At 65.7% G+C, this 22,766-nt stretch carries 24 protein-coding genes; 12 read left to right on the forward strand and 12 right to left on the reverse strand.

Features of this window, described 5'->3' with window-relative positions; all coding sequences use genetic code 11:
• The coding region (locus tag PHP91_RS00585) for a DMT family transporter (protein ID WP_300135520.1) at window positions 1-761 on the reverse strand (761 nt) is incomplete at its 3' end.
• Between the two features lie 191 nt (window positions 762-952).
• Here PHP91_RS00585 and PHP91_RS00590 point away from each other — a divergent pair.
• The 6 genes from PHP91_RS00590 to leuB all read left to right on the forward strand — a co-directional run bounded on the left by PHP91_RS00590 (window position 953) and on the right by leuB (window position 6,929).
• Window positions 953-1,600: a phosphatidylserine decarboxylase family protein gene (locus PHP91_RS00590; RefSeq protein WP_300135522.1), complete on the forward strand. Its 648-nt coding sequence runs from the start codon at window positions 953-955 to the stop codon at window positions 1,598-1,600.
• Window positions 1,601-1,631: 31 nt separating this feature from the next.
• Window positions 1,632-2,396, forward strand: coding sequence for a CDP-diacylglycerol--serine O-phosphatidyltransferase (pssA, locus tag PHP91_RS00595; RefSeq protein ID WP_300135524.1), 765 nt, complete (start codon window positions 1,632-1,634; stop codon window positions 2,394-2,396).
• A gap of 140 nt (window positions 2,397-2,536) precedes the next feature.
• Window positions 2,537-4,072 (forward strand): 2-isopropylmalate synthase, encoded by a 1,536-nt coding sequence (locus PHP91_RS00600; protein ID WP_300135526.1) that lies wholly within the window; start codon window positions 2,537-2,539, stop codon window positions 4,070-4,072.
• A gap of 3 nt (window positions 4,073-4,075) precedes the next feature.
• A complete protein-coding gene (gene leuC / locus PHP91_RS00605; RefSeq protein ID WP_300135528.1) occupies window positions 4,076-5,335 on the forward strand; it encodes a 3-isopropylmalate dehydratase large subunit in 1,260 nt (419 codons plus the stop codon).
• Between the two features lie 12 nt (window positions 5,336-5,347).
• Entirely contained in the window at window positions 5,348-5,839 is a 492-nt protein-coding gene (locus PHP91_RS00610) for a 3-isopropylmalate dehydratase small subunit (protein ID WP_300135530.1), read from the forward strand.
• Window positions 5,840-5,861: 22 nt separating this feature from the next.
• The gene (gene leuB / locus PHP91_RS00615; protein WP_300135532.1) at window positions 5,862-6,929 is read left to right on the forward strand and encodes a 3-isopropylmalate dehydrogenase; all 1,068 of its coding nucleotides are present in this window, start codon (window positions 5,862-5,864) and stop codon (window positions 6,927-6,929) included.
• Window positions 6,930-6,980: 51 nt separating this feature from the next.
• On the opposite strand, the gene PHP91_RS00620 is transcribed toward leuB, so the two are convergent.
• The 4 genes from PHP91_RS00620 to PHP91_RS00635 form a co-directional block, all read right to left on the reverse strand.
• Window positions 6,981-7,661, reverse strand: coding sequence for a hypothetical protein (locus tag PHP91_RS00620; protein ID WP_300135534.1), 681 nt, complete (start codon window positions 7,659-7,661; stop codon window positions 6,981-6,983).
• Window positions 7,662-7,665: 4 nt separating this feature from the next.
• Window positions 7,666-8,133 (reverse strand): hypothetical protein, encoded by a 468-nt coding sequence (locus PHP91_RS00625; RefSeq protein ID WP_300135536.1) that lies wholly within the window; start codon window positions 8,131-8,133, stop codon window positions 7,666-7,668.
• A gap of 5 nt (window positions 8,134-8,138) precedes the next feature.
• A complete protein-coding gene (locus tag PHP91_RS00630; RefSeq protein ID WP_300135538.1) occupies window positions 8,139-8,366 on the reverse strand; it encodes a hypothetical protein in 228 nt (75 codons plus the stop codon).
• A 123-nt stretch (window positions 8,367-8,489) separates the two neighbouring features.
• Entirely contained in the window at window positions 8,490-8,747 is a 258-nt protein-coding gene (locus tag PHP91_RS00635; RefSeq protein ID WP_300135540.1) for a GIY-YIG nuclease family protein, read from the reverse strand.
• Between the two features lie 106 nt (window positions 8,748-8,853).
• Here PHP91_RS00635 and PHP91_RS00640 point away from each other — a divergent pair, with 106 nt between their 5' ends.
• The 5 genes from PHP91_RS00640 to PHP91_RS00660 all read left to right on the forward strand — a co-directional run bounded on the left by PHP91_RS00640 (window position 8,854) and on the right by PHP91_RS00660 (window position 14,225).
• Complete coding sequence (locus PHP91_RS00640) at window positions 8,854-10,833, forward strand: ABC-F family ATP-binding cassette domain-containing protein (protein WP_300135542.1); 1,980 nt, start codon at window positions 8,854-8,856, stop codon at window positions 10,831-10,833.
• Window positions 10,830-11,219: a (deoxy)nucleoside triphosphate pyrophosphohydrolase gene (locus PHP91_RS00645; RefSeq protein WP_300135544.1), complete on the forward strand. Its 390-nt coding sequence runs from the start codon at window positions 10,830-10,832 to the stop codon at window positions 11,217-11,219. Before PHP91_RS00640 ends, PHP91_RS00645 begins: the two co-directional genes overlap by 4 nt.
• Before the next feature lie 132 nt (window positions 11,220-11,351).
• Window positions 11,352-12,224: a methylenetetrahydrofolate reductase gene (locus tag PHP91_RS00650; RefSeq protein ID WP_300135546.1), complete on the forward strand. Its 873-nt coding sequence runs from the start codon at window positions 11,352-11,354 to the stop codon at window positions 12,222-12,224.
• Window positions 12,225-12,242: 18 nt separating this feature from the next.
• Window positions 12,243-13,268, forward strand: a complete 1,026-nt coding sequence (locus PHP91_RS00655) for an aspartate-semialdehyde dehydrogenase (protein WP_300135548.1) — start codon at window positions 12,243-12,245, stop codon at window positions 13,266-13,268.
• Window positions 13,269-13,280: 12 nt separating this feature from the next.
• Entirely contained in the window at window positions 13,281-14,225 is a 945-nt protein-coding gene (locus PHP91_RS00660) for an aminotransferase class IV (RefSeq protein ID WP_300135550.1), read from the forward strand.
• A gap of 68 nt (window positions 14,226-14,293) precedes the next feature.
• Here the strand turns inward: PHP91_RS00660 and PHP91_RS00665 are convergent, their stop codons facing one another.
• Window positions 14,294-15,202, reverse strand: a complete 909-nt coding sequence (locus tag PHP91_RS00665) for a glycosyltransferase (RefSeq protein WP_300135551.1) — start codon at window positions 15,200-15,202, stop codon at window positions 14,294-14,296.
• A 261-nt stretch (window positions 15,203-15,463) separates the two neighbouring features.
• Between PHP91_RS00665 and PHP91_RS00670 the strand changes: the two genes are divergently transcribed.
• On the forward strand, window positions 15,464-18,154 hold the full coding sequence (locus tag PHP91_RS00670; RefSeq protein ID WP_300135553.1) for a SulP family inorganic anion transporter: 2,691 nt from the start codon (window positions 15,464-15,466) through the stop codon (window positions 18,152-18,154).
• 94 nt (window positions 18,155-18,248) lie between these two features.
• Here PHP91_RS00670 and rfbD read toward each other — a convergent pair whose 3' ends face one another.
• From rfbD to PHP91_RS00700, 6 genes are all read right to left on the reverse strand, one after another.
• On the reverse strand, window positions 18,249-19,121 hold the full coding sequence (rfbD, locus tag PHP91_RS00675) for a dTDP-4-dehydrorhamnose reductase (RefSeq protein ID WP_300135555.1): 873 nt from the start codon (window positions 19,119-19,121) through the stop codon (window positions 18,249-18,251).
• On the reverse strand, window positions 19,118-20,137 hold the full coding sequence (rfbB, locus tag PHP91_RS00680; protein ID WP_300135557.1) for a dTDP-glucose 4,6-dehydratase: 1,020 nt from the start codon (window positions 20,135-20,137) through the stop codon (window positions 19,118-19,120). The genes rfbD and rfbB overlap by 4 nt, the downstream gene beginning before the upstream one ends.
• 79 nt (window positions 20,138-20,216) lie before the next feature.
• Window positions 20,217-20,666: a tRNA (cytidine(34)-2'-O)-methyltransferase gene (locus tag PHP91_RS00685; protein WP_300135559.1), complete on the reverse strand. Its 450-nt coding sequence runs from the start codon at window positions 20,664-20,666 to the stop codon at window positions 20,217-20,219.
• Window positions 20,667-20,668: 2 nt separating this feature from the next.
• A complete protein-coding gene (locus PHP91_RS00690; protein ID WP_300135560.1) occupies window positions 20,669-21,376 on the reverse strand; it encodes a molybdopterin-guanine dinucleotide biosynthesis protein MobB in 708 nt (235 codons plus the stop codon).
• Window positions 21,373-22,047, reverse strand: a complete 675-nt coding sequence (locus PHP91_RS00695; RefSeq protein ID WP_300135562.1) for an ABC transporter ATP-binding protein — start codon at window positions 22,045-22,047, stop codon at window positions 21,373-21,375. The genes PHP91_RS00690 and PHP91_RS00695 overlap by 4 nt, the downstream gene beginning before the upstream one ends.
• Window positions 22,044-22,739, reverse strand: a complete 696-nt coding sequence (locus PHP91_RS00700; RefSeq protein ID WP_300135564.1) for an ABC transporter permease — start codon at window positions 22,737-22,739, stop codon at window positions 22,044-22,046. Before PHP91_RS00700 ends, PHP91_RS00695 begins: the two co-directional genes overlap by 4 nt.
• Window positions 22,740-22,766 lie beyond the last annotated feature (27 nt).

The raw sequence follows: 22,766 nt of genomic DNA on the forward strand, positions 1-22,766 counted from the left end.
GAGAAGATGCCCGCCATGCGCTTGAGCGCCACCATGTAGGCGGCGCTGACCATGGAGATGGCCAGGTTGTGGCAGACGAGGTCGCCGAAGACGAGCAGCCCCGCGCCCAGGCCGAGGAGCGGCCGCTGGAAGACGATCCGCAGGCTCACCTTTCCGGCCGCCCAGAGGACGATGCCGAGCAGCGGGCCCACGGCGGCGAAGAGGACCAGGGCCGCGAACAGGGGCGAGGACTGGAGGATCAGGACCTTGCCGCCCACAGAGGTCAGGCTGTAGATGGCGGCCACCAGGAGCATCAGCGCGGAGCCGGGCTCCCGGAAGATGGCGCGGACCGGGCCGAGCAAGCCGTCGCGGGCGCTGTCCAGGTTGAGCACGTAGCCGCCCGTCACCACCAGCAGGATGCCGATGACGCCGCCCGTGCCGATGCGCTCGCCCAGGAGGAGGTCGCCCGTCAGGAGGACGAAGACCGGAGTGAAGCTCAAAAAGGGCATGGTCAGCGAGAGCGGCGAGAGGCGGATCGCGCGGTAGTGGAGCAGGAGGGAGACGGCGAAGAGAGGCAGCAGCCAGGCGATGGTCGAAAAGAAGTCCGGCCCAATGGGCGGGACGCCGACGAAGGGCAGGGCGGCCAGGCAGTACGGGCTGGCGTAGAGCGCCGGAATGAGGCCCATTTCCCAGGCCGGGACGTCGGTGAAGAAGCGCTTGATGTAGGCGGCGCAGGTGGCCATGAAAAAGGCCGCGCCCAGGGAAAGTGAGAGCCAGAGCATGGTTCAGAGTTCCGCCAAAGATTTTCTCGAAAATTGCAAGATGATTTCTGGCGCGCCTGGCCGTTCCTTTCCGTGGCGGCGGACGCTTTTACCGCCGGGGATGTACGGTGCGCGAGTGAAATCTGTAACAACAAGCTTGCGATTTGTCTCCGGCAAAGGTAGAGCCAACAAAAAAAAGGAGCCGCGCCATCATGCTGAAGCCGTCCGTCGGCATCGCCCTGGAAGGGGTGCCCTACATCGTCATCGCCGCGTTCACCACGCTCGTCTTCGCCGTCATCGGCTGCTGGCCCATGGCGATTCTCTGCCTGGCCCTGACGCTCTTCATCGGCCATTTCTTCCGCGACCCCGAACGGGTCGGGCCGGAGGACGCCGAAGCCGTGTGCTCGCCCGCCGACGGCAAGGTCATCAAGATCGCCCGCGAGACCGACCCCGTGACCGGCGAGGAGCGCCAGGTCATCGCCGTGTTCATGAACGTCTTCAACGTGCACGTGAACCGGATGCCCGTCTCCGGCAAGGTGGAGCTGGTCCGCTACATCCCCGGCAAATTTTTCAACGCATCCTTCGACAAGGCGAGCAAGGACAACGAGCGCAACGCCCTGGTCATTACCGGCAAGGGCAACCAGCGCTTCACCGTCATCCAGATAGCGGGGCTCATCGCCCGGCGCATCGTCTGCTGGGCCGAGCCCGGCGACAAGCTGAAACGGGGGGAGCGGTTCGGTCTTATCAAGTTCGGATCGAGAGTTGACCTTTACATGCCGGACGGTTATGTTCCGCTTGTCGGCGTCGGCCAGAAGGTCGTCGCCGGAGAGACCGCCCTGGCGGAAAAACGCGGCGCCTGATCTGAAGGAACCGCAATCAACCGAAACGGTTATGGAAACGAAGTTGCCTCGCCATAAAAGCGTCTACCTGTTGCCGAACCTGCTGACCACGGCCAGCCTGTTTCTCGGCTTTTTGGGTTTGACCTGGGCCATCAAGGGCGACTACGCCGCCTGCGCCTTGTGCATTCTGGCGAGCTGCGTGTTCGACGGGCTGGACGGCAAGGTGGCGCGCATCACCGGCACCACCAGCGAGTTCGGGGTCCAGTTGGATTCCCTGGCCGACCTGGTGGCCTTCGGCGTGGTCCCGGCCACCATGGCCTATCTGTGGATCCTGAACGACTTCGGTCGGCTCGGCCTGATGGCCGCCTTCCTGTTCATGGCCTGCGGCGCGTTGCGCCTGGCCCGGTTCAACGTCCAGGCGGCCACCAGCTCCAAGAAGCACTTCGTGGGTCTGCCCATACCGGCGGCGGCCTGCACCCTGGCCACCCTGGTCCTGTTCACCGAGTACGTCCCGGCGCGCTACATGCACACCGTGCTGCCCATCTGCACGCTGGTGCTCGTCTATGTGCTGTCCTTCTTCATGGTCAGCACCATCCGTTTCTACTCCTTCAAGGAAATCAGCGCTTTCAAGGCGCATCCCTTCAGTTGGATGGTCACTGCGATCCTGGTCTTCTCCCTGGTCGCCTCCCGTCCGAAGGTGCTGGGCTTCGTGATTTTTCTGGGCTACCTCTTTTCCGGCCCTATCTACACTCTTTTCCTACTATCCCGGCGCAGCAAGCGACTACTGCGGGATAAATCCGGCGAAGAGCTGAACTAGCTTTCCCCCCCCATCCCATATTGGTACGTCGTACTGACCCCGGCAAGCCGTGCGCTCATGCGTGCGACCGCTTGTTCTGTACTTTTGCAACCATATATGACCATATCCCCACGCAACGGGGAAAACCTTCGGAGGACATCATGGCAGACAGAGTTTATGTATTCGACACCACCTTGCGTGACGGCGAGCAGTCCCCCGGCGCGACCATGAACCTGGACGAGAAAATCCGCATGGCCCACCAGTTGGAAGCGCTGGGCGTGGACATCATCGAAGCGGGTTTCCCCATCGCCAGCCAGGGCGACTTCGAGGCAGTCCAGGCCATCGCCCGGGCCGTGGGCGACGTGCAGGTGGCCGGTCTGTGCCGCGCGGTGGTCAAGGACATCGACCGTTGCTGGGAGGCCATCAAGGAGGCGAAGAATCCGCGCATTCACACCTTCCTGGCCACCAGCGAAATCCATATGAAGCACAAGCTGGGCAAGACCGCCGACGAGGTTCGGGCCATGGTCAGGAAGGCCGTGAGCCACGCCCGCCAGTACACCGACAACGTGGAGTTCTCGGCCGAGGACGCCTCGCGCTCCGACTGGGACTTCCTGGTGGACATCACCCAGATCGCCATCGAGGCCGGGGCCTGCGTGGTCAACCTCCCGGATACCGTGGGCTATGCCCAGCCCTTTGAATATTATGACATGATCAAATACGTCATGGACAATGTGAAAAACATGGACAAGGCGATGATCTCGGTCCACTGCCACAACGACCTGGGCTCGGCCGTGGCCAACTCCCTGGCCGCCATCCGCGCCGGGGCCCGGCAGGTGGAGTGCACCGTGCTCGGCATCGGCGAGCGCGCGGGCAACGCCGCCCTGGAGGACCTGGTCATGGCGCTGAACACCCGGCACGAGATGTACGGCGTGGAGACCGGCATCAACACCGAGCAGCTCTTTCCGTCCTGCCGACGCCTGTCGCAGATCATCGGCATGCCCATCCCGCCCAACAAGGCCATCGTGGGCGCCAACGCCTTCGCCCACGAGTCCGGCGTGCACCAGGACGGCGTCATCAAGAACCGGCTGACCTACGAGATCATGACCCCGGCCTCCATCGGCCGCCTGAGCAACGACATCGTCATCGGAAAGCACTCCGGCTCCCACGCCGTGCGCAAAAAGGCCGAGGAGCTGGGCTACATCCTGAGCGAGGATCAGGTGGCGACCCTGTTCAAGGCGGTAAAGGACCTGGCCGACAAGAAGGAGCAGGTCTATGACGAGGACGTGGAGGCGCTGATCCTGGAGAATGTCTACCGCCGCCGCGACCGGTTCCGCCTGGTGGACATGTCCGTGTTCTCCGGCACCGGCAACGTGCCGCCGCACGCGGCCACGGTCATGGAGTTCGGCCGCGAGGGCGAGGATGTGGAGATCCGCCGGACCAGCGAATTCGGCGAGGGGTCGATTGACGCCGTGTTCAAGTCCATTTACTCCCTGGTGAGGGTTACTCCGAAGCTGGAATCCTATTCGGTCAACGCCGTCACCGAGGGGTCGGACGCCCTGGCCGGCGTGTCCGTCCGCATTGAGGATAACGGGGTCAAGGCCGTGGGCCGCGCCAACGACGGCGACGTCGTCCGCGCCAGCGCCCTGGCCATGATCAACGCATTGAACAGATTGGAAAAAGCCAAAGAGGAGAAGTAGACGATGGGTCGAACCTTAGCTGAAAAAATATTGCAGAAGCATACGGACCAGGAGGTCGCCGGGCCGGGACAGATCGTCCAGTGCCGGGTCTCCGTGGTCCTGGCCAACGACATCACCGCCCCCCTGGCCATCAAGGCGTTCAAGGCAATGGGCGCGAAAAAGGTCTTCGACCAGGAGAAGGTCGCCCTGGTCTGCGACCACTTCACCCCGAACAAGGACATCGACTCCGCCGAGCAGGTGAAGGTGGTCCGCGACTTTGCCGAGGCCATGGGCGTGACCCATTACTACGAGTGCGGCGAAGTGGGCGTTGAGCACGCCCTGCTGCCCGAGAAGGGCATCGTCGGCCCCGGCGACGTGGTCATCGGCGCGGACTCCCACACCTGCACCTACGGCGGCCTGGGCGCTTTCGCCACGGGCATGGGCTCCACCGACGTGGGCGCGGCCATGGCCCTGGGCGAGACCTGGTTCAAGGTCCCGCCGACCATCCGCGTCAACTTGACCGGCGTCCCCGGCCCGTTCGTCGGCGCCAAGGACTTCGTGCTCAACCAGATCGGCCGCCTGGGCGTGGCCGGCGCGCTCTACAAGGCGCTGGAGTACGGCGGCGAGGTGGTGGACGCCATGTCCATCGAAGGCCGCATGACCATCGCCAACATGGCCATCGAGGCGGGCGGCAAAGTCGGCCTGTTCCCGGTGGACGGGAAGACCATGGAATACGCGAGGGCAGCCGGGTACAAGGGCGGCGAGCCGATGACCGCCGACGCGGACGCCGAGTACGAGCGCGTGCTCGACATCGACGTCACCGGCATGCAGCCCCAGGTGGCCTGCCCGCACCTGCCCGACAACGTCAAGCCCGTGGACGAGACCGCCGGGCTGAAGATCCACCAGGCCGTCATCGGCTCCTGCACCAACGGCCGCATCGAGGACATGCGCGAGGCCGCCGCCGTGCTCAAGGGCCGCAAGGTCAACCCCAAGGTCCGGTGCATCATCCTGCCCGCCACCCCGTCCATCTGGAAGCAGTGCATGCGCGAAGGGCTGATGGAAATCTTCATGGACAGCGGCTGCATCGTGGGCCCGCCGACCTGCGGCCCCTGCCTGGGCGGCCACATGGGCATCCTGGCGGGCGGCGAGCGCGCCATCTCCACGACCAACCGGAACTTCAAGGGCCGCATGGGCTCGCTCCAGTCCGAAGTTTTCCTGTCCAACCCCGCCGTGGCCGCCGCCAGCGCCGTGGCCGGGGAGATCATCAATCCCGCCAAGCTGTAGGAGGCGACGACAATGAACGTTCATGGAACCGCCCACAAGGTGGGCGACCACATCGATACCGACGCCATCATCCCGGCCCGTTTCCTGGTGACCACCGACACCAGGGAGCTGGGGGCCAACTGCATGGAAGGGCTGGAGGCAGGCTGGGTCAAGCGCGTCAAGGAAAACGACGTCATGGTCGGCGGCGAGAACTTCGGCTGCGGCTCCTCGCGCGAGCACGCGCCCATCGCCATCCTCGGCGCGGGCATCCCTGTGGTCATCGCCAAGTCCTTCGCCCGCATCTTCTACCGCAACGGCTTCAACATGGGCCTGGTCCTGCTGGAGATTGGCGACGACGTCAGCAAGTTCAGCGACGGCGACGACATCGAGGTGGACACCGCCTCCGGCGTCATCAGGAACCTGACCACGGGCGTGACCGTGCAGGCCGCGCCGGTGCCGCCGTTCATGCAGGAAATCCTGAATGCGGGCGGACTGGTCGAGTACGCCCGGAAGAAACTGGCCTAGCGCCAACCAACGGAGAAAGTTCATGAAGATTTGTGTATTGCCCGGCGACGGCATCGGCCGGGAGATCGTGACCCAGGCCCTGCGCGTCCTGGAGAAGGTGGGCGGCAAGTACGGCCGCACCTTCGAGACCGAAGAGGCTCTGCTCGGCGGCTGCGCCATCGACGCCACGGGCGTCCCGCTGCCCGAGGAGACCGTGGCCAAGTGCCAGGCCAGCGACGCCGTGCTCCTGGGCGCGGTGGGCGGTCCCAAATGGGACGCCCTGGACCCGGCCATCCGCCCGGAAAAGGGGCTGCTCGGCATCCGCAAGGCCCTCGGCCTGTTCGCCAACCTGCGGCCCGCCACGCTCCTGCCGCAACTGGCCGACGCCTGCTACCTGCGGCCGGACATCGTGGCCAGGGGCCTCGACGTCATGGTCGTGCGCGAGCTGACCGGCGGCATCTATTTCGGCGAACCCCGTTTCGACGGCATGAAGGACGGCGAGCGGTTCGGCCTGAACACCATGGCCTACTACGAACACGAGATCCGCCGCATCGCCCGCATCGCCTTCGAGGCCGCGCGCAAGCGTTCCGGCCGCGTCTGCTCGGTGGACAAGGCCAACGTCCTCGACGTCTCCCGCGTCTGGCGCGAGGTCGTCATCGACGAGCACAAGAACTACGCCGACGTCGAGCTCTCCCACCTCTACGTGGACAACGCGGCCATGCAACTGGTGCGCGACCCGTCCCAGTTCGACGTCATCGTCACCGGCAACCTGTTCGGCGACATCCTCTCGGACGAAGCGGCAGCCATCACCGGCTCCATCGGCATGTTGCCGTCCGCGTCCCTGGGCGAGTCCAACCCCGGCCTGTACGAGCCCATCCACGGCTCGGCTCCGGATATCGCGGGCCAGGACAAGGCCAACCCGCTGGCCACCATCCTGTCCGTGTCCATGATGCTGCGCCACGCCTTCGACATGGCCGAGGAGGCCGACTGCGTCGAAAACGCCGTGAAGCAGGCCCTGGAGCAGGGCTACCGCACCGGCGACATCATGCAGCCGGGCCGCAAGGCCGTGGGCTGCGCGGCCATGGCCGACGCGGTGCTGGCGAACATCTAGTCGACGTCGCCAGGCGAATTGGAGAGGCCGCGTCTTCGGGCGCGGCCTTTTTCATTTCTTGGAGAGGATTTCGTCGAGCTGCGCGGCCAGCCGGGGCGAGGCGGTTTGCCGGACCTCGCGGAGGATGGCGAGCACGCGGGGATGGTTCCCGGCGTTGCTTTTGAGGGACCAGGCTGCCGCTGTCCGGAGCACTCCATCGTCCACGCTCTTGGGGTCCACGTCCAGGGCGGAGACGACCTTGAGCACCGGCCAGTCCCGGCCCGTGGCGAAGAACGTGACCCACATGCAGTCGAGGTAGAAGGCGTCGAGCCGTTGCGGGTTGCGGAAGTCCGGCGGCGGAGTGCGCAGCATGTCCGCCGCGTCGGGCCAGCCCCGCTCGGCCGCCTGCCGGAGGAAGGCCCGGCCCGGGCGGTCGTTCATGAGCCAGGCCGTCTTGAGGGCGAGGACGGATTTGTCCTGCGGCAGGGTCGAGGCCTTGTCCAGGGCGGCCTGCGCGTCGATGGGCGACTGGTTGAGGGCGGCGGCCAGGAATACCGCGTAGAGATCGGCGGCGTCCTCATTGAGGGCCGGGTCCAGGGACATGTCGTGGAGATAGTCGGGCAGCAACCCCGGCCGGGGATTCCGGTAGTAGGTCATGAGGTCCAGGGGCTCCTCGGCGCGGGCCGGGAGCGGGGCGAGGCCGAGGAGAAGGGCGCAGCAGCCCAGAAGCAGTGTGAGGACTTTGCTTTTCATTGTATTATTCCGTGAGCTTGCTGTCGACCTTGGTGGCCTTGAGGGTGGCCTTGGCGGTGTCCAGGTCGATGTAGCCCAGCGTCAGGCAGACGCCCAGGAAATCCATGTGCAGGGTCTTCATCTTGCCCGTGACCTTTTCGCTCTGCTCCAGGGAGATGATTCCCTTCCTGACCAGGTAGCGGCTGACCTTGTCGTCGGGGTTGTCCTTTGATTCTGCGAGGTTCAGGTCCCTCGTGGAGATGGTCTTGATGCCGTCCTGGCTGTTGCGCAGGGTGGCCAGCTCGTTTTCCTTCCTGGCCACCTCCCGGAGCAGTTCCTGCTTCTGGTCGCGGAGGAATTCGTACTGGTTGGTGATGCGCTGGCGCTGGTCCTCCAGGGTGTTCATCTGGAGGGTATGGGCCATGGAGATGGCGCGGTAGAGGAAGACCAGGCCGATGGCCGCTACAATGAGTATGAGCAGGAAAATGAACATGGTGCTTACTGGAACGTCACGATTTGTTCGTCGATCTCCTCAATCTTGACCTTGAGATCGACGATTTCCTTTTCCAGGATTTCGATGCGGGGCTGGAGCTTGCGGGTGACGGCCTCCACCTTGCCGCGTTTGCGGCGGGCCATGTCCGAGCAGTTGTGCTGGTGGATCATGAGAACAACCACGAAGACGAAGCCGCTCAGGGCCAGGATGAGATAGATGGTGCTGTTGTCCATGCTCGGGGTGCCGGTTTTCGCGTTTCGGTTGTTCCATGGGCAAAATGGAATGAGAATACCTAATGTTATACGCAGAAAGGCCCTTGTTGGCAAGAGGACTACTTCGCCGCGATATTGCACCGGCTATGTCTGGCGGAAGGAGGCGAGGAAGGGGATTTTCTCGTCCTTCTTGCGGGCCTTGACCCGGAGCTCAAGGCGCAGGGCGTCGCTCTTGGAGGGGACCTCGGCGGCGAGCTCCAGCCGGACCGGGGTCCGGGAGCGGGTGTACTTGGAGGCCGTGCCTGCGGTGTGCTGGGCTAGGCGGCGGTCGAGGTCGTTGGTGACGCCGCAATAGAGGGTGCCGTCGGCGCAGCGCAGGAGGTAGACGTGCCAGCAGGTCATGCCCCCCTTGTATCCCGCCCGGGCCCGGCGGTCAAAAGGGGGACTTGCATAATGGCCGGGCTCATTATATCCCTGCGGTGCATTCTTGAAGGAGTCCCCCGCACCCATGTCCCGAATCACTGTCCAGAATCTGACCAAGTCCTATGGCGGCGAAGCCGTCTTCTCCGGCGTCTCCATGGAGGTCGTCCCCGGCATGCGCCTCGCCCTGACCGGCCCCAACGGCTGCGGCAAGTCCACGCTGCTCAAGGTCCTGGCGGGCCGGGTCGAAGCCGAGGAAGGGCAGGTGGCCCTGACCAGGGGCGCGCAGGTCGGCTACGTGGCCCAGGAGATGACCGAGGAGGTCCTGGCCCAGCAACTGCTCGCCTGGGTCCTCTCCGCGCTGCCGTCCTGGAACGAGTTCTGGGAGGAGTGGGAAAAGGCCGTGGCCGACGGCGACCAGGCGCGCATCGAGAAGCTCTCCCACCGCCAGGCCCGGTTCGAGTCGCTCTACGGCTACAACCCGGAGCACAAGGCGCGGACCATCCTCACCGGCCTCGGCTTTCGCGACGACGACCTGCTCAAGACCCTGGGCGAGCTCTCCGGCGGCTGGCGCGAGCGGGCCAAGCTGGCGCGCGTGCTGCTCCAGGGCGCGGACGTCCTGCTCCTGGACGAGCCCACCAACCACCTCGACCTGGAGGCCGTGGAGTGGCTGGAGGAGTACCTGCTGAATTTTCGCGGCACCCTGGCCTTCGTGGCCCACGACCGCGTCTTTCTGAACCGCGTGGGCACGCACGTCCTCTTCCTGGGCGGGGGCAAGCCCGTCCTGCGCCGGGGGACCTGGGACGAATTTCTGGTCTGGGACGCGGAGAACATCGAGCAGCGGCGGCGCGAAGCGGCCAAGCTTTCCGCAAGAATCGACAACGAATACAAGTATATCGACAAATTTCGCGTCAAGGCGCGCAAGGCCGCCCAGGCCCAGTCCAAGCTCAAGAAGGTGGAGAAGCTCGAAAAGGAGCTGAACCAGATCAAGGAGGTCCAGGCCGGTTCCCATCGGGGGCGCAGCCTGAGCTTCCGTCTGCCCGAGCCCAGGCGGGGCGACAAGGTGGCCGTGGCCGCCGTGGAGCTGGAGTTCGCCTATCCGGGCGGCGCGCCGGTCTGGCCCCGGCTCGATTTCCAGATATACCGGGGGCGCAAGATCGCCCTGGCCGCGCCCAACGGCATGGGCAAGTCCACGCTGCTCAAGCTGGTCATGGGCCAGATGGCCCCCACCCACGGCCACGTCCAGATCGGCCCGAACACCCAGGTGGGCTACTTCAGCCAGCACCAGCACGAGATCCTGAACCTGGACAACACCGTGCTCGGCGAGATTCGCCGTCTTTCCGATCCGCACCTGACCGAGGAGCAGGTCATGAGCGTCCTCGGCCTGTTCCTGCTGGGCGAGCCGTTCTTCGACCGCCAGGTGCGCGGCCTTTCGGGCGGCGAGAAGAGCCGCCTGCTCCTGGCCTCGCTTTTCCTGGCCCGGGCCAACCTGCTCATCCTCGACGAGCCCACCAACCACCTGGACATCGAGACGCGCGAAGGGCTGGTCCGCGCCCTTCAGGACTACGAGGGCACCCTCTTTTTCGTGGCCCACGACCGCTATCTTCTGAACAACGTGGCCGAGGAGGTCTGGTCCCTGGACCACAACGGCATCGACCAGTTCCTGTGCGGTTTCGAGGAGTTCCACGCCAGGCAGAAGGCGGAGGCCCTGGCCGCGAGCCGTCCCCCGGCCCCTGTCGAAGAGACGCCGGAGCCCGCCGCACGCCGGGTCAGCAAGGAGGAGAAGCGCCGCCAGGCCGAGGTGCGCAACCGCCTCTACCGCGAGATCAAGCCCCTCAAGAAGGAATACGACAAGCTGGAAGGGGAGTTGGAAAAGGCCCTGGACGAGCAGGCCGGGCTGGAGGCGAAGATGAACGATCCCGCCACCTACGAGAAACCCGAGGAGGCCCTCAAGCTGAACGCCGACTACCAGGCCGTGAGCGAATGGGCCGAGAACCTGATGCACCGCATGGCCGAACTCGAAGAGCGGATGGAGGCTATGAACGCGGCGGTCGGGGGCGAGGAGTGAGCCTCCCCGTGATCGACGTGGTGGCCGGGATCATCTGGCGCGACGGCCGCTACCTGGCCGTGGAGCGGCCCGAGGGCGGCCCCATGGCGGGCTGGTGGGAGTTTCCCGGCGGCAAGATCGAGCCGGGCGAGACGCGCGAGCAGGCCCTGGTGCGCGAACTGCGCGAGGAGCTGGCCGTCACGCCCGAGGATTTCGAGTTCTGGCGGGAGCTGGAGCACGCCTACGAAACCTTTTCCGTGCGTCTGCATTTTTTTCACATCCGCAAGTATTCCGGTGAATTGACCGCCATGGAGAAGCAGCGGTGGGCCTGGGTCGATCCCTCGCGGCCGAATGAGCTCGGCTTTCTGCCCGCCGACGCGCCCATCGTCGATGCGCTCCACGCCTAGGCCCGCCAACGGTTTCCGGGCGGTCACGCCCATTTCCCCATTGAAGATTGAGCGAAAGCGGCGTATGAAGGTGCTCTTGCCCGGTCTCCGGTCAGTGTGGACGGGCCAATCGGAATTTTCAGGAGTAAGGCTTTGCACGTTTGTGATTTAATTAAGGGAAAGTCGCCGTTCCTCTCGCTGGAGTTTTTCCCGCCCAAGGAACGGGACGCCTGGTCCGGATTTTTCGAGGTGGTGGACAAGCTGCGGGCGCTGAATCCGCTCTTCGCCTCCGTGACTTACGGGGCTGGAGGCGGCACACAGGACAACACCCTGGAGATCGCCACCCGCCTGAAACGGGAGCACGGCCTGGAGCCGGTCACCCACCTGACCAGCGTGGGCGCTTCGGCCGAGAAGCTGGACGGCTTCCTGCACGCCCTGCGCGAGGCGGGCATCGACAACGTCCTGGCCCTGCGCGGCGACCCGCCCCGGGGCGTCCAGGACTTCGACTTCGCCTCCCAGGAGTTCCGCCACGCCACCGACGTCATCGAGTTCATCGGCAAGCGCTATCCCGAACTGTGCGTGGGCGGCGCGGCCTATCCCGAGCCGCATCCCGAGTCCCCGACCATCCGGTCCGACATCGAAATGGTCCGGCTCAAGGTGGAGAAGGGGGCCAGATTCCTGGTGACCCAGCTCTTTTTCGACAACCGACTGTACTTCGACTACGTGGCCCGGCTGAAGGCCATGGGAGCCGACGTGCCGGTCATTCCGGGGGTCCTGCCCATCCTGACCCTGAAGTCCGCCAAGTTCGTCCTCGGCATGTGCGGCGCGGCCATTCCCGGAAAGTTCCTGAGCGCCCTCGAAGCGGCGCATGCGGAGGGTGGAGACGACGCCGTATACGAACTCGGCATCGCCTATACCACCAAACAGGCGAGGGAACTCATTGCGGGCGGCGCGCCCGGCGTGCACCTGTACACGCTGAACCGCGCCGAGGCGTGCCTGGAAATCGGCAAGAACCTGAACTTATAATTTTTTTGGGGTATCAGAATGAGCAAGAATCCCGTGGTGGCCGTTTGCGGCGCAACCGGCGCCGTCGGCCGAGAGATGTTGAAGGTCCTGGAGGATCGTGATTTCCCCTGCGCCAACGTCATTCCCATGGCCTCGGCCCGCAGCGTCGGCAAGACCGTTCCCTTTCGGGACGAGGAGCTGCCGGTCATCGAGCTGACCGACGACGCCTTCGAGGGCGTGGACCTGGCCCTGTTCTCGGCGGGCGGCGGCACCTCCGAGCGGTTCGCCCCCTCCGCGGCCAAGGCCGGCTGCGTGGTGGTGGACAACTCCTCGGCCTGGCGCATGAACCCCGAGTGCCCGCTGGTGGTCCCCGAGGTCAACCCGCACGACCTGGAATGGCACAAGGGCATCATCGCCAACCCGAACTGCTCCACCATTCAGATGATGGTCGCCCTCAAGCCCATTCATGACGAGGCGCGGATCAAGCGTGTGGTGGTCTCCACCTACCAGGCCGTCTCCGGCACCGGCCAGAAGGCTATCGAGGAGCTGGAGAACCAGGTGCGCCGCCTCATGTCCGGCCAGCCCGTGGTGGCCGACGTCTACCCGCACCAGATCGGCTTCAACTGCCTGCCGCAGATCGACGTCTTCCTGGACAACGGCTACACCAAGGAAGAGATGAAGATGGTCAACGAGACCATCAAGATCATGGGCGACCCGTCCATTCGGGTCACGGCCACCTGCGTGCGCGTCCCGGTCTTCTACGGCCACAGCGAGTCCGTGAACATCGAGACCGAGCAGAAGCTGACGGCCGACGACGTGCGCGCCCTGCTGGCCACCGCCCCCGGCGTGGTCGTCGAGGATTATCCCGAAAAGAAAATCTATCCCATGGCCATCAACTGCGCGGGCCTGGACGACACCTTCGTCGGCCGCATCCGCGAGGACGAGACCATCGAGAACGGCATCAACATGTGGATCGTCTCGGACAACATCCGCAAAGGCGCGGCCCTGAACGCGGTCCAGATCGCAGAGGTCCTGCTGCAGCGCAACCTGCTGCGCGTGCCGTAGGAGGCCGGGAACATGGTTGATATTGCGGGCAGGGAGACGTACCTCCGGGCCATGCTCGACGTGGAGCGGCCCGGCGCGGCCGAGGTCCAGGCCTTCTACGAACACCGCGTCGGCCTGATCTGCACGGACCCGGCCCTGATGCTTATGCCGTGGGACGACCATCTGGTCCATCGCGGCGACGGCGTGTTCGAGGCCATGAAGTTCGTGGACGGGCGGCTCTACCAGCTCGACCCGCACCTGGCGCGGATGCGGCGCTCCTCGTCCTCCATCTATCTGGAGCCGCCGTGCTCCTTCGACGAGATGCGCGGGCTGATCCTGGAGGTCTGCCGCGCCGGAGGCCGGCCGACGGGCATGTTGCGCGTCTTCCTGGGGCGCGGCCCCGGCGGGTTCGGCGTCTATCCGTCCGAGTGCCCGGTGACGAGCCTCTACATCGTGGCCACGGACCTGCACCAGCCGAAACCCTCCTTCTACGAGCAGGGGGTCACGGCCTTCCGGACCTCGGTTCCGGCCAAGCAGTCCTACCTGGCGACCATCAAGTCCATCGACTACCTGCCCAACGTGCTCATGAAGCGCGAGGCGCAGGAAAAAGGATACGACTTCCCGTTCTGCTTCGACAGCAATGACTGCCTGGCCGAAGGGGCCACGGAGAACGTGTGCATCGTCAACAAGGACGGCCACCTGGTCATTCCCGAGTTCACCAACGCCCTGGCCGGGACTACGCTCATGCGGGCAGTGGACCTCATCAAGGCGGAGATGCCCTCGGTGACCTTCCGCTCCATCAGCGAGGAGGACATCTACCTGGCCAGGGAGGTCATCATTGTGGGCACCACGGGCGACGCCATCCCGGTGGTCCGGTTTAACGGCCAGCCCATCCACGACGTCCGGCCCGGCCCGGTCTGCAAGCGCATCCGCGAACTGATCCGGCAGGACATCCGCGACAACGGCATCCTCCTGTAGAAATCCGACAAGCAAGACAAAGGGCCGTCCCGGTTGGGGCGGCCCTTTTTTCGTTTTCGCGTCTTAGGCTAGCGCCGCGCTTCCACGTTTTGCGGCGCCGTCTCGAACTGGCGGATGGCCTCTCGGGCCAGGACGTCCGCGCCCATCTTGCGCATGGCGTGTTCCTGGACCATGCGCGTCACGTCCATGGGGCCGGGGACGGTCATGAAGCCGAAGGCCTGGGCCCAGGATTCGCCCCGCAGGTAGGAGAGGGCCCAGCGAATGGTCTGCATGTGGAAGAAGGACTGGTTGTTGATGACCAGCATGGCCTTGCAGCGGCCGTCTTCCGCGCGTTCGCGGAAGGTGACCTTGGCGTGCTCGCAGGAGGCGAGGGGATAGTTGACGTGGAAGAATACGCGTCCGGCCACGGCCATCTGCACCCACAGGTCCCAGTCCCGGTAGATGGTGTTGTCACGGAATCCCACGGTCTCGTCCCAGGCCGTGCGCCGGATCATGACCGCCGGGCCGATGATGTTCTGGACTTGGAGCAGCCGCTCGTCGAAGTCCGGGAGCTGGATCATGCCAGGCCGGCCGGCCGAGGCGCGCTTTGGCGCGAGCCGGATGTAGTCCGGATACATGACGTCCACGTCCGGGTTCTCGGTGAACAGGGGCAGGGCGGTGGTCAGGTACTTGGGGTCGAGCCGGTAATCGGGCCGCAGGAAAAGGAGCAAGTCGCCGCGCGCGGCGCGGACCGCCTCGTTGCGGGCCAGGGCCGGGGGGACCGTGTTGTCCAGGGCGATCAGGGTGACGGCGTCGATGCCTGTGATGGCGCGCCAGGCGGAAGGGGCTGATTCGGGGTGGGTCCCGTTGCCCGCCACGATGATCTCGACGCGCTCCAGTCCGGTGGACTGGCGCGCGATGGACTGCATCAGGCGCGGCATACTGGGATGCGTTTCCAGGTCGGAAACGATTATGGTGACATGACGATCCATTGTCATTGTCGGCCCCTTCCGTGGGAAAAGTCAATTATCTCGAACAAGTCGGCACGTTCCGTGTGCACATTTCACCTTGTTCGTGCCAATCTCATCGGTGTAATAATCGATAACTTTAGAGGGATCGGTCATTTTTTGCAAAAAAAGGAATCGTCGATTTGGCCCGCTTCTCTTGCGGAGGCGGGCTTGTTCACGTATGTAGTGCAAAAGACAAGTAGAATGCCGGAGCGTTCCGGCCTATCCCGAACCGGTCCTGGTGGTGCTGACGTGGCTGTTTTCAAGTGCGATTCCTGCGGATACGAACGAGAGGTCCCCGGCTCCCTGACAGGGAAAAAGGCCAAATGCCCCCAGTGCGGGCGCGGCGTCGTCATTGTCGACGAACCGTCCGGAGGGGAGCCCCCCGCCGAACCGGTCCTGGCCGAACCGGAATCCGCTTCCCGGACGGAAGGGGCATCGCAGCCGCTCAACCTGGACGAGGCTGTGGCCGAACCGGTCTACGAGGTGGAGGACGCCGTTTGCGCCGCCTGCGGCGCGGTCATTTCCGGCGGCCATGAGGGAGTCTGTCCCTCTTGCGGGGCCGAGGTGCGCGAGGCCGATGAATATCCCGAGATCACCGAGGACGACGTGGATGTCAGCGACCTGGCCGAAAGCCGCGAGCCCCAGGTCTGGGACGACGATTTCGGCGGCGGGGACCGGGGCGGGAGCGTGCTCGACCGGGACGACCGCCAGGAAGACGGCTGGCGGCTGCTGGCGGGAGGGTTGCCCCTCAACCTCTTCGGCGGCCTGGTTTCCGGCCTGCTGGCCTTCTTTTTCGCCGTGGCCCTGGCCATGCTCGTGGTCAGCCAGGACTCCACGGACATGCTCCTGCCCTACGTGCTGGCCGCCTCCCTGATCGGGACCGTGGTCGGCTGCGTCTTCTACCCCTTCGGTTCGCGCATTCCCTTTTCCATGGCCGGGCCGGGGTCCGTGACCGCCGTGGTGCTGATCTTTTTCGTGGGCAACATTTCCAAGGTCATGGCCGGGTTTTCGCCCGAGACCGTGCTGGTCACCCTGGTGGCCGGGCTGATGGCCGCCGCCATTTTCGTGGGCGCCGTCATCTGGCTGCTCGGGCGGCTCCGGCTGGGCGAACTCATCCGCTACATCCCGTTGCAGATCATCGGCGGAGCCATCGGCGGCATCGGCGTCTTCATCCTGCTCGGCATGATCGACTGGGGCACCGGACTGCCGCTCTCCTGGAGCAGCGCGGTCACGGCCCTGAGCGAGGGAGCGGCCCGGTTCGACCTCCGCAACGCCGCATATACCCTCGGGCCGAGCCTTGTCTTCGGACTGGTTCTGTTCCTGGCTCTTTCCCGGTACAAGAATTCCCTGTTCCTGCTGGCCATCATCATGGTTGCGGCCGGGGCCGGTTTCGGGGCCGGGTTATGGGGGCACGACCCCGTGGTCAAGTCCCTGGCCGCACCCCTGCCCGGCCTGACCGACGGTGTCATCCGCTTCCCCTGGGATTCGGTGCGCTTCGACCATGCGGCCGTCCGCTGGGACGTCATCAAGGACAACGGCCTGTATATCGGCGCGCTGGCCTCGCTGGTCATCCTGACCGTCATGTACCGGATCACGCGGCTCGAACTCCTGCATGGCCGCGAGGTGGACCTGAGCCGGGAGTACCGCTCCCTTGGGCTGGTCAACATGCTCTCCGGCCTGTGCGGGGGCCTGCCCGTGGCCGTTTCCTACGGCCGCAGCGCGGGCAACCACGCCTCGGGCGGACGGGGGGCGCTTTCCGTGATCCTGGCCGGGCTGATCTGCGCGGCCGGGCTGGCCTTTGCCGGATACGTCCTGCCGCTGGTTCCCCGCTTCGTGTTCGAGGGGCTCCTTGTCTACGCCGGACTGGATTTGATTCGCGACTGGATGTTCAAGGCCCGGTCCGCCTTCACCCGGCGCGACGACTTCTGGCTTCTGTGGCTGACCTTCCTGGCCACGGTCCTGCTCGGGCTGATCGAGGGGCTGGCCCTGGCCCTGGTCCTGGCCCTGCTGGTGACCGTTGGGCGCAACAGCCGCATCGGCTCGGTGCGCAACGTCCTTTCCGGGGCCAACCACCGCAGCAACGTGGACCGGGCCGCCGCCCAGCAGCGCACCCTCAAGGAAGTGGGCGACCACATCCACATCCTGCGCCTCCAGGGCTTCCTCTTCCTGGGCTCCATGCAGCGGCTGATCCTCGACATTCGCCATCGCCTGGACGACCGGGACAAGCTGCCGGTGCGTTTCCTGCTGCTCGATTTCCGGATGGTCAACGGGTTCGCCTCGGCCTGCGGCGTGGGGTTTGAGAAGCTGCTCGGCATCATGGACGACTACGGGGTGGAGATCCTGATTACCAGCGCACCGCTGGAGCTGGAGACCCACCTGGAGAGCATGGGGTGCGTGGGCGAGGCCGAGGGGCAGTTCCGGGTGTTCTTCAACCTGGATTTCGCCCTGGAGTGGTGCGAGAACCGGATTCTCGACTCAGAGAACATGCTGGAGATGCGCTCCATGAGCCTGGCCGAGCTGCTCCGGCCCGTCTTCCCGGAGCCCAAGTACATTCCGGCCTTGATGAAGGTGCTCAAGCGGGTGGACCTGCCCCGGGGAGAGGCGGCCTTCCGCCAGGGCGACCTTTCGGATTCCATGTATTTCGTCGAGTCCGGCAGGCTGGACGTGGAGCTGGAGCTGGAGGGCGGCAAGCTGCTCCGGCTCAAGAAGGTGGGGCCCGGCGCGGTCTTCGGCGAGATGGGGCTCTACACCAGCGCGCCGCGTTCGGCCACGGTGCGCGCGGCCGAGAAGTGCGTGCTCTATTGCATGACCAAGGACAAGCTGTCGGCCGTGGAGCGCCGCGCGCCCATGCTGGCCACCGCGGTCAACCGCTACCTCATCAACATGATGTCGGATCGGCTGTTGGACGCCAACGTCAAGGTTCGCGATCTCATGACCTAGGCCGGTTGTCGGCCCTCACACAACCATTGCGGGCGAACGCCGAACGGCGGGCCGGTCCTGTCGCGTTGCCCGCAGGGGGCAGGGGCGTGGTCCGCTATCCCCGCTTGAGGTCCTGGCGCACATAGTCGCGCAGGGCCTCCCGCCAGTGGCGGGGGGTGATGCCCGTGGTGCGGATGAAGCGGGAGAGGTCGAGCACCGAGTAGGCCGGTCGGACCGCCTTGGTGGGGTAGTCGCGGGACGGGATGGGCTCAACCTTGCAATCCATGCCCGCCAGTTCCACGGCCGCGCGGGCCAGGCGGTACCATGTGGTTTCGCCCGAGTTGGCCACATGATAGATGCCCGTGGCGTCGTGCTCGATGAGCCGCAGGGCGCCGACGGCGATGTCCGGGGCGTAGGAGGGCGAGCCGGTCTGGTCGTCCACCACGGAAAGGGCTCCCCGCGTCTCGGCCAAGCCGAGAATCTTTTCCACGAAATTGATGCGTCCCGGGCCGAAAAGCCAGGAGGTGCGGATAATCAGGGTCTTGTCGTAGCCGATTTTGAGCAGGTTGCGCTCGCCCGCGGTCTTGCTGATGCCGTAGACCGAGAACGCGCCGGGCTCGTCGTATTCCGTGTAGGGGGTGCGCTTGTCGCCCTTGAAGACGAAGTCCGTGCTGAAGTGGACGAACGGGATGAAACGCTTGGCGGCCTCGGCCAGGAGCAGGGGGGGGGCCGTGGCGTTGAGGGCGAAGGCCAGCTCCTCCTCGTCCTCGGCCTGGTCCACCTGGGTGTAGGCGGCGGCGTTGATGAGCAGGTCCGGGTCCTTGCGGTCGATCAGCCGGCTGACCCGGTGGGGGTCGAGGATGTCGCCGTCGGCGCTGGACAGGGGGATGGGCACGGCCCCGGCGCTCGCCAGGGTCTTGGTCAGGGATTGGCCGAGCAGGCCGGTCTTGCCGCCCAGCACCATGACGCGGAGTCCGGAGAGGTTCATCGCGTGCGCTCCTCGTACCAGCGGTCCATGAAGGTCCGGTATTCGCCGCTCTGCACCTTGTCGAGCCATGCGCCGTTGGCCTCGTACCATTGGACGGTGCGGCGCAGTCCGGTGGCGAAATCCACGGTGGGCGCGAAGCCCAGCTCCTCGGCGGCCAGGGAGAAATCCATGGCGTAGCGCCTGTCGTGGCCCGGCCGGTCGGTGACGTGGGTGATGAGGGACTCGGGCTTGCCCAGGATGGCGAGCATGGTCCTGACCACGTTGATGTTGGCCTCCTCGGCGTTGCCGCCGAAGTTGTAGGCCCGGCCCTCGCGCCCCTTGAGCAGGACCAGCTCCACGCCCTGGCAGTGGTCGTCCACATAGATCCAGTCGCGGACGTTGAGGCCGTCGCCGTACACGGGCAGGGGCTTGTCCGCCTTGGCGTTCAGGTACATGAGCGGGATGAGCTTTTCCGGGAACTGGTAGGGCCCGTAGTTGTTGGAGCAGCGGGTGACCAGGACCGGGAAGCCGTAGGTCTCGAAATAGGCGCGGCACATCAGGTCCGCCCCGGCCTTGCTGGCCGAGTAGGGCGAGTTGGGCGCGAGCGGCGTGGTCTCCGTGAACTTGCCCGTGGGTCCGAGGGCGCCGTAGACCTCGTCGGTGGAGATGTGGACGAACCGGCCCACCTTGCTCTGGCGGGCGCACTCCAGCAGGTTCTGCGCGCCCTGGACGTTGGTGGCCACAAAGGGAGAGGGGTCGTCGATGGAGCGGTCCACATGGGACTCGGCCGCGAAGTTCACCACCGCGTCGATGCCGTGGCCCGCAAGCACGTCCATGACCAGGGAGCGGTCGTTGATGTCGCCCTGCACGAAGACGTAGCGCGGTTCGCTCGCCTCCAGGTCCAGCAGGTTCAGCCGGTTGCCCGCGTAGGTGAGCTTGTCCAGGTTGATGATGGACCAGTCCGGATGGCGGGCGAGCACTCGGCGGATGAAGTTGGCGCCGATGAAGCCGCAGCCGCCGGTAACAAGTAATTTCATGGGGTTGGCAGTCTCGCTGAAGATGGTTTCCGGTTAGGGGAAACCATACAGCCCGGCGAGGGAAAAGACAAGGCGGTCGTCAGTCCAGGCCCCCGGTCTGGCGCAGGGCCTCGTAGAGCAGGATGCCGGTGGAGGTGGAGAGGTTCAGGCTGCGGACCTCGCCGGTCATGGGAATGCGCACGCGGTCCGGGTACTGCTCCATGAGTTCGAGGGGCAGGCCGCGCGTCTCCGGGCCCATGACGATGGCGTCGTCCGGACGGAAGCGGAAGGTGTGGTAGGGGGCGGACGCCTTGGTGGAGGCCAGGACCAGCCTGGACGGGGCCACGCGCGACAGGAAGTCGTCCAGGTTCGGGTGGACCGTGACGTCCACATGGGGCCAGTAGTCCAGCCCAGCGCGCTTCAGGTGCTTGTCGTCGATGGAGAAGCCGAGGGGCTCGATGAGGTGCAGCGGGGTCCGGGTGGCCGCGCAGAGCCGGGCGATGTTGCCGGTGTTGGGCGGAATCTCCGGCTCGAAGAGGACGATGCGCATGCCTAGACGTCGAGGGTGATGGTGGCCTTGCCCGGCGCGTATCCCTTGAGGGTGCGGATCATCTCGCGGATGGCGGCGGAGATGATGTCCTCGACGAAGGGCTTCATGCCGAGCGGCGCGCCGTTGATGTCCACGGCGATGGAGTTGCGCATGGCCAGGCAGGCCTCGGGGCCGACCGCGCCCCGGACGATTTCCGTGGCCAGGGTCCGGCAGTCCGGGCGGCCGCAGGTGCCGCAATCCATGCCGGGCAGGAAGAAGCCCCTGGCGAAGGCCAGGTCGGCCAGCTCGCCGACGGTGGCCGGGGCCGGGATGCCGGGCAGGGTTTGCTCCCCCTGGGTGGCGATGGCCAGCTCGGGCGAGAGCCAGTCCGTGCCGTCGGAGAGGTCTCCGCGCAGGCAGAGGATGCGCGGCAGGAAGCCGAGCGGCTTGCCGCCCTCCACGATGAGCACGTCCGAGGTGAGCAGGGGGAGCAGGTCGGGCAGGAAGCGGTGGCGCGTCCATTGGACAAAGGCCTCGGAGGGGCTCAGGCCCGCCACCACGTCGCAGATCTCGGCGTACTTGGCGGTGTCGGTTTCCGCCCAGTCGAAGCCGCTGTGGCTGAACTTGGCGGCGGAAACGGTCAGGCCGCGCGCCTTGAACGTCCTTGCCAGTTCGAGGACCAGGGTGGTTTTGCCGGAATTTTTGGGACCGACGACGGCTACGGCCTTCATGAGACGCCTCCGAGGGGCTGGGGGTTGTCGACCATGCGTCCGTGATCCATGTGCAGGATGCGGTCGCTGACGCCATTTAACCACGGCATGTCGTGGCTGGCAATGACCATTGCCGTGGCGTCCCGGTCGCGGGCGGCCAGCACGGCGTCGCGGATGAGGGCGGCGCTTTCGCTGTCCAGGCTGGCCGTGGGCTCGTCCAGGAGCAACAGCCGGGGACGCAGGACCAGCCGGGCGGCCAGGGCCACCCGCTGGGTTTCGCCGCCCGAGAGCTCGAACCAGAGCCGGGGTGCGAAGACGTTCGGGTCAAGCCCCACCAGGGCCAGGGCCTCGCGCACGCGGGGGCGGACGTCGCGCTCGCCGCGCACCTTGAGGCCGTACGCCACGTTGGCGAAGACGGTGCGCTTGAGCAGGTAGGGCTCCTGGGTCAGCAGGGTGACCTGGCGGCGGGACTCGGTGTCGGCCTCGTCCACGGTCCGGCCGAGGAATTGGAGCTTCCCGGCGGCGGGTGGCTCCAGTTGGGCGATGAGCCGGAGCAGGGTGGACTTGCCAGAGCCGTTGGGTCCGGCCAGGCCGAGGATTTGGCCCGGGGCCAGGGCCAGGCCCGGCACATCGAGCACGTTCCGGCCGGAATAGGACTGGGAGATGTTGTCGAGGCGGAGGATTTCGCTCACTGCCTGGCCCTCCGCTTGAGCCCGGAGGCGACGATGTTTACCGTCAGGGCCACGGCCAGCAGGACCATGCCCAGGGCGATGCCCAGGGCGAACTCGCCCTTGCCGGTCTCCAGCGCGATGGCCGTGGTGATGGTCCGGGTGTGCCACTTGATGTTGCCGCCCACCATCATGGAGATGCCCACCTCGGAGACGATGCGGCCGTAGGCGGCCATGGCCGCCAGGATGATGGCGAAGCGTGCCTCCGTCACCGTGGCCCACAGGACCTGGCGCGGGTCGGCCCCCAGTGTAAGGAGCGTTTGGGGCAGCCGCTTGTCCAGGGTTTCCACGGCATTGGCGGTCATGGCGACGATGATGGGCAGGCCGAGAATGGCCTGGCCCAGGGCCATGCCGGGCACGGTGAAGAGCAGGCCGGTCGCGCCCAAGGGGCCGTTGCGGGTGAGCAGGGCGTAGACCATCAGGCCGATGACCACCGTGGGGAACGAGAGCAGGGTGTCCACCAGGGTGCGGACCACCTTCTTGCCTCGAAATTCGTGATAGCCGAGCAGGAAGCCGAGAGGCACGCCGATGAGCAGGCTGGCGGTCATGGAGAGCGACGAGGCATAGACCGTCGCCCAGATGGCGGAGTATGTCTCGTCATTGCCCGAGAAGAGCAGGACGAAGCCCTGAAGAAAGCCGTGCAGAATGTAATCCATGGCAGTGGGGGGGGGCGGGGAACGGCG

Origin of the sequence: Pseudodesulfovibrio sp. (genome assembly GCF_028692895.1) — a bacterium.
Lineage (GTDB): Bacteria > Desulfobacterota > Desulfovibrionia > Desulfovibrionales > Desulfovibrionaceae > Pseudodesulfovibrio.

Bases quoted from the DNA above. Each gene is read 5' to 3' on its own strand.
- PHP91_RS00620 (WP_300135534.1), bottom strand. From the start codon at position 7,661: ATGAAAAGCAAAGTCCTCACACTGCTTCTGGGCTGCTGCGCCCTTCTC.
- PHP91_RS00635 (WP_300135540.1), bottom strand. From the start codon at position 8,747: ATGACCTGCTGGCACGTCTACCTCCTGCGCTGCGCCGACGGCACCCTC.
- leuB (WP_300135532.1), top strand. From the start codon at position 5,862: ATGAAGATTTGTGTATTGCCCGGCGACGGCATCGGCCGGGAGATCGTG.
- PHP91_RS00640 (WP_300135542.1), top strand. From the start codon at position 8,854: ATGTCCCGAATCACTGTCCAGAATCTGACCAAGTCCTATGGCGGCGAA.
- PHP91_RS00665 (WP_300135551.1), bottom strand. From the start codon at position 15,202: ATGACAATGGATCGTCATGTCACCATAATCGTTTCCGACCTGGAAACG.
- PHP91_RS00600 (WP_300135526.1), top strand. From the start codon at position 2,537: ATGGCAGACAGAGTTTATGTATTCGACACCACCTTGCGTGACGGCGAG.
- PHP91_RS00655 (WP_300135548.1), top strand. From the start codon at position 12,243: ATGAGCAAGAATCCCGTGGTGGCCGTTTGCGGCGCAACCGGCGCCGTC.
- leuC (WP_300135528.1), top strand. From the start codon at position 4,076: ATGGGTCGAACCTTAGCTGAAAAAATATTGCAGAAGCATACGGACCAG.
- PHP91_RS00610 (WP_300135530.1), top strand. From the start codon at position 5,348: ATGAACGTTCATGGAACCGCCCACAAGGTGGGCGACCACATCGATACC.
- PHP91_RS00630 (WP_300135538.1), bottom strand. From the start codon at position 8,366: ATGGACAACAGCACCATCTATCTCATCCTGGCCCTGAGCGGCTTCGTC.
- pssA (WP_300135524.1), top strand. From the start codon at position 1,632: ATGGAAACGAAGTTGCCTCGCCATAAAAGCGTCTACCTGTTGCCGAAC.
- rfbD (WP_300135555.1), bottom strand. From the start codon at position 19,121: ATGAACCTCTCCGGACTCCGCGTCATGGTGCTGGGCGGCAAGACCGGC.
- PHP91_RS00625 (WP_300135536.1), bottom strand. From the start codon at position 8,133: ATGTTCATTTTCCTGCTCATACTCATTGTAGCGGCCATCGGCCTGGTC.
- PHP91_RS00690 (WP_300135560.1), bottom strand. From the start codon at position 21,376: ATGAAGGCCGTAGCCGTCGTCGGTCCCAAAAATTCCGGCAAAACCACC.
- PHP91_RS00685 (WP_300135559.1), bottom strand. From the start codon at position 20,666: ATGCGCATCGTCCTCTTCGAGCCGGAGATTCCGCCCAACACCGGCAAC.
- PHP91_RS00700 (WP_300135564.1), bottom strand. From the start codon at position 22,739: ATGGATTACATTCTGCACGGCTTTCTTCAGGGCTTCGTCCTGCTCTTC.
- PHP91_RS00660 (WP_300135550.1), top strand. From the start codon at position 13,281: ATGGTTGATATTGCGGGCAGGGAGACGTACCTCCGGGCCATGCTCGAC.
- PHP91_RS00590 (WP_300135522.1), top strand. From the start codon at position 953: ATGCTGAAGCCGTCCGTCGGCATCGCCCTGGAAGGGGTGCCCTACATC.
- rfbB (WP_300135557.1), bottom strand. From the start codon at position 20,137: ATGAAATTACTTGTTACCGGCGGCTGCGGCTTCATCGGCGCCAACTTC.